At 58.6% G+C, this 4,758-nt stretch carries 3 protein-coding genes; 1 reads left to right on the top strand and 2 read right to left on the bottom strand.

Translation table 11 applies throughout. The features are described from left to right. Positions 1 to 457: 457 nt before the first annotated feature. Entirely contained in the window at positions 458 to 883 is a 426-nt protein-coding gene (locus AC0L23_RS39635) for a hypothetical protein (protein ID WP_473358389.1), read from the top strand. A 2,390-nt stretch (positions 884 to 3,273) separates the two neighbouring features. On the opposite strand, the gene AC0L23_RS39630 is transcribed toward AC0L23_RS39635, so the two are convergent. Both AC0L23_RS39630 and AC0L23_RS39625 read right to left on the bottom strand, forming a co-directional pair. Next, on the bottom strand, positions 3,274 to 3,492 hold the full coding sequence (locus AC0L23_RS39630) for a hypothetical protein (RefSeq protein WP_247489179.1): 219 nt from the start codon (positions 3,490 to 3,492) through the stop codon (positions 3,274 to 3,276). A gap of 859 nt (positions 3,493 to 4,351) precedes the next feature. Next, positions 4,352 to 4,567, bottom strand: coding sequence for a hypothetical protein (locus tag AC0L23_RS39625; protein WP_473358388.1), 216 nt, complete (start codon positions 4,565 to 4,567; stop codon positions 4,352 to 4,354). Positions 4,568 to 4,758: the final 191 nt, after the last annotated feature.

The raw sequence follows: 4,758 nt of genomic DNA, 5'->3' as shown, positions 1-4,758 counted from the left end.
GAGCAGCGATTGTGGAGCCGTGGCCTCCAAGCCGCTCGCACCAGCCTTGCTTTTGTCTGAGTTCCAGTATTGGTTTTCATTTTTGAAAAATGAAGAAGTTAAGTGGCTATGGGGACGGTGAGCCGCACGTCGACTCTGCGATCACAACGGCCGTTCAGGCACCGGATGCTGCAGGTCACATGCCCGTCGGCCAGCCACTCGGCAGGACTGCGAGGCGGATAATGGCCGGCCCATTTTGTGTATCGACGACCAGCGCGCATGCCGTGATCAAAGCGACTTCGCAAGTAGCTAGCAAATTATCGATATCTGGTAGGCCCAAACACGCCCGAACTACTGCGCCTCGTGGGGGATCTCTAGGGATGTTGTCGCTCAACAGCGCTGGCAGATATTCATCTTCCGTTTTAGCTGATCTTCATCCGCTTGCTGTCGGGCGTTTTCTTCTTCCCAAGTCATCGGCTTGGATACCGACGAAGGTTTTGGCCCCACCGCGTTGGCACGCCTGCGGGTCCGTTGGTTTTGCGGGGAAGTCTCGGGTGGTGGTGGATATAGCCCGTCTGGCCCCACCGACCCCTCTTGGGCAATGCAAGCATTTCCGAATGCGCAGCAAATCGCGGCCAGCAATAGACCAGAACGGATGTTCATGGGTACTCCAAGCGCCAACTCGCGCGCCGCAAATACGCCGCCGGGCAAAAAATACCTTGTCCCGGCGGCGTTTGTCCAATCCAGCCCCGAGATTGGGATTAGCAAAAAATCCCGGATACTCATCAGTATGGGCGTGGAGTGTGAAGGTTCAGTTCGTTTGATGAAATTACAAAGCCCGCCGGATCACCCCGGCGGGCCTCTGCCCGAGGAAAGACTCGCTGGCAAGGTTGGTCTGGGATAGGTTGCTCGAACTACGTACATCTCGCACGTGACGGCTTTTTCAAAATGCATATTGGAGCAGAAAATGTCGATTATGAGAGCTTTTGCCCTGTTCGTAATTCTTGCATTCGGGGGCGCCATGATCGCCTCCGGCTTCATGACATCGCCAGCATCGGCTAACAAAATGGATGGCAAGGCTGGGGGCTATGGCTCTCGTGGCTCAGCGAATTATGGTCCCCCGAAGAGCGGCACAGCGAAGCCGCCAACCGCGATGAAGAAGCCTCCGCAGTGATCTGATCAAAGGCCCGCCGGTTCACGCTGGCGGGCCCTAGCACTCCGGCGAGGAACTCGGTTCAACTCCTGACGTTAGCCGACATGCCCAAAGAGATCAGAATAACGCTCTGGTCATTGGCCGCCGCCTGTGTGGTGGCCTTTAGCGTGGCGGCTCTCGTGTCTCCTCACTAGATGCCCAACAAACCAAAAGAGACGACCCCGGCTGGGGTGCCTGGGGATTGATTAGCCGGGGCCGCTCCGCCAGCTCGAAGGAGACAGCTAGCAAACCCTCCAATTTTTCCTCTGCGCGTTCGTTCCTCAACGGGCGTTCGAGGTCGCAAATTTGACCGGCTTGCCGCTGCTGAAATCCGGCCTGACCTCAGCCCCTCGGTTGCCGCATCCAGCGCACACAAAGCGCGGCTCGACATCAGACAAGCGAACATCGTCCGGCCAGCGATCGGCGTTAACAGCGACGTGATGGCCGCAATGGCAATACACCAGCATATTCGCGTAGGCCCATCTCGCGCATCTCGCTAAAGGTGCCTTCTGAAGCCGCATGCCGGTATCCAAGTGTCGTGGCGGCGAGCGTCAATCGGCCTGGCGCGGCTAGGGAACGTATTCGGCTTCAGGTCTTTCCCGTCCTGGGGCCGGTTTTTGGCAAACCTGACCGAAAGCTGAGTCACACACGGGAATGCGCACCCGTGGAAGGGGGTGGCATCGCCCCGAATGTCGCGGCTTCGATGCTGCCAGTCTAACGGATACCCTTGGTACGGAGCCCGCCGGCTCCTTGAATCCTGGCGCCCAGGGGGGCTCCGGGGCGGGCTGGCGGACCGTCCTTGACGCGGCACGGGATGCTTTCTTACGCGGCCGCCCTTCTCGTCATTGGCGCACAAGCTTGGACCGCATACCGGTCAGCATCGTGTAGGCAAGGCGCCGCCAGATCAGGTTCATCAGGACTAGCATGTCGTATCCCCGTGTTCGATTCCGCCACTTTCGACCCCCTCTGTTTCGGCAAGATTTCGCGGGGCCGGGAAATGGCTTCGCGCGAGGTCGGGGTCGTGTCCCCGATGCAGGTCGGGATGGCGCCGAGTTAATTGACACCGCCAGGGGAGGTCTGAGCGATCGGTATCATAATGGTGCCCTGTCGCGGCCGCCCTGCGGGTGGGCGGAAATCTCATTCTCCAATGGCAATCGGAACGCCGCGGCTGATCGTACAGAAATGGAATAGCTGCGGGGGCCAGTCACGCTGGCGGGGCTTTCGGTTTTTGATTAGCTGCGGCACGAGCGGCGCCTTTCAAGGCCGCTTCGATGGTCTTAAGCCGCATACCTCGGCGGGATCTTCCACTTTGCTGCTTAGGCGCGGATGATCGGGACACTCTCGTAACTAGCCACAGATCGCTGCCGCAGCTGGCGCATTCATAACGCTTCAGTTCGTAGCCTTTGGTCACGGGGAAACAGCTTTGAGCAGTCGAGCTTGGCTACAAACGGTGCATCCGGCTTCGCCCTTAGCTCCAATAATCGGAGTGAGAACTGAGTCTCGGTTCCGGAGCAATAGCGGCTCACGCTGACGAGGCCTGTTTTCGAGTCTGCAGGGCGGTAGTCGCCCGGAGATGTAAACGCCGATCAATGGAATTACCGTCCTCACCTTTGGCGGACCCGCAATGCCGCGCGGCGGTGACACGGAAAATGCACCAACCCTCATCTGCAACAGATGTCAGCGGCCAATGGATTTTCTCGCGATGCTGCCGGCAATTGCGAACCTACCCGCCGCTTACGCCTACAGGTGTATGCCCCGCCTGAGAGTTGAAACCATTGTCCTGGGCCGAGGGAAGGCACCGCCGGAGGATTAGAATTTGTGCGGCTGGCGCCGCCTGCGACACGTCAGCCCTGTGCTATCTCCCGTGCATTTTCTCGACGATCGCATAGAGCAGCATGAAGATCGGCAAGAAGACGAAGAACCAAACAGCCTCCGGTTCGGCCCGGGAAAATTCGCGGTTGGGGTCTGTTTCAGTGCCGAACGGCACAGGTGGCACAGGCGGCTTTGGACGCCTGCGTTTTGCCGCTCGGCTTAGCAGGCGTCGAATCGCTGGTTCGTCGGACGGCGGATCGCTTGCGCGTCGGCTCTGGTTCGTCACGACTTTAGACCGCGAACATCAGCGGGTATTTGCGGACCAGTTCGAGGTCAACATAGCCGGCGGCATTGATCCACTCGTGGGGGCAGTAAACGAGCGAGCCAGGGTCGAGCTCCAGGCCATCCCGTTTTATTGCCTCGCGCGTCCCTAGTCGGCCGGCCCATTGTCTCCGTCCGTTTGGATCAGGTCGCATCGCGTCGAACACGGCGGTGTCGTTCTTCGTCATCGCAATTCCAGAGGTGTTGAAACCAATCTTTACGAAATGACCTTAGCGTGACGCCGGTGTTCTCGCCGACAAGTGACATTCGCTTTTGCAGTTGCTCACCTCAAGCCCGCATAGGTCGTGCTGACCGTCTTCCCTGTCTCACTCGCCGTTGCAGGTTGCCGGAGTTTGGCGAAGGGTGATCCAGAATTGACAGGTGCGGCCGGACCAGCCTCGGCACCCGCGGGCTGCAAGGGTGGCTAGCTGTCTGCTCCTCAGGGTGGGTGGGCCGCCAGCATTGGATCGCTCTCTTCGTCGAGTCAGCGCTTGGAGAGGTTTTAGGAGGAAGCCCACCATTGGTCGGGGAATGGCTCCAGCAAAGTCCAATCGACTTGGTTGTCGTTGTCAGGGGGGCTGATAGCTCCTGCATTCCCGTTTAGTGGCGCGTGGCGACGGAGGCGAACAGACAAACCGCCACGTTCACGACGTCGAACGCGGCGCGACGGTGGATGTGTCAAGCGTAATGGAGGCACACCGCGGGCGCTTCGCTCAGCTTCTTGCACCAGATCTCGAAGATCTTCCAACTCTGAGAGTTGAGAAGCGAGTTCGCTAAGTCGTTCGTAAAGGTTTGCGCGAGAGCCTCGCATAATGTCCTCCCTAGCAAAAAAAAGCACTATCAGGACGGCGTCAGAGCAATTAGCGCGAGAGTAAAAGTAGAAGTTCAATACTTCAGGCTCGGTGTCAGGTCTTCTTGAATGCGGTAAAAGAGAAACGGCTCGGTTCCGGGGGCGAGGGGCCCGACTGCATTACCCCACTCGGGGATGAGCATTGGAAAACGTGGTAAGCGACGAGCCGTTCAAACTTCGGTCCGCCGAAAGATGGTTCAGCGCCCTCTGTCGTCCTTGCCGTTGGGACTGCCGTCGCCGCCGCCATTTCCCCAGCCATTGTTGCCGCGGTGAACCGCTCCGGCGCTGAACCTGGCAATTGCATTGGACGTGAGGGAGGTCGAGAGCAGCGGCGTGATCGCTGGAGGTGTTACGGCGGCGAACTTTCCGCAGGTCTTCAGAAATTCGCGGCGGTCATCGTCTTGATCAGGCATAGGTTCTCTCCGGGGCTCGCGGAGAGATTAAATACCTTTAGTGTAATTAAATCAATTAAAGTATTTTATAGGTGCGATCACGAAGGGCCCGGTCATCGCACTTCTCTATCCTTCAGGACTCCGCCCTTGGTGGAGGTGCCAAGCAAAAAGGACTCCAGAATAAGGGGGCGGGCGATGAGCTGGGGCCCGAC

The organism is Bradyrhizobium sp. MI1.4, from assembly GCF_055811315.1.
The sequence above is the reverse complement of the archived record's forward strand: the minus strand, read 5'-3'. Positions and strand labels throughout refer to the sequence as shown.